This window comes from Vibrio sp. 03_296, from assembly GCF_002265885.1.
In genome coordinates, this window is sequence record NZ_NPKW01001211.1 from 1 (window position 1) to 576 (window position 576).

At 41.3% G+C, this 576-nt stretch carries 1 protein-coding gene; it reads right to left on the reverse strand.

Annotated elements, in window-relative coordinates:
• The coding region (locus tag CIK04_RS31050; RefSeq protein ID WP_142995050.1) for a transposase at positions 1-576 on the reverse strand (576 nt) is incomplete at both ends.

Below are 576 nucleotides of genomic sequence, written 5' to 3' on the forward strand. Positions count from 1 at the left end.
ATTCGTTTGCCTTTATAGCGSCSACTTTCTCTATTCATGGGAGCAACACCTATTAGAGAAGCCGCTTGTTTATTGTTGATATAACCCAACTCAGGAACGTTGCTAATGATGGCGGCCGCACTCACTTTCCCGATGCCTGGGATCACTTTGTAAAATGATATTTTGCTCTGATAAGAAGGCGTTTTTTCAATGAGAGCAATGATGAGTGCTTCGATCTTCTCTATCTGATTTTTGAAGGAAGTAATGATTGGATTGATTGTGGAATGAAGCGTTTTAGGGAGTTGTTGTAAGCGATTCTTTTCCATAGTTTGCATCGTTAAAATTTGATGTCGACGGGCGACTAAGTCACTCATTAAACGCATAATTTCTGGTTTTAACTGGGTCAATTGGGGTTGAATGGCTTCGCTATAATGAGCGATTAATTGAGCATCCAGTTTATCCGTTTTAGCTCTGCGGCCAATAGCGCCAGCGAAGCGTTTAATGTGGATAGGATTGGCAATTACAAAAGGTAAATTGGCTTTGGAACAGGCGATAATAAAAGGCATTTCAAGGCGGCCAGTTGCTTCGATAACGATG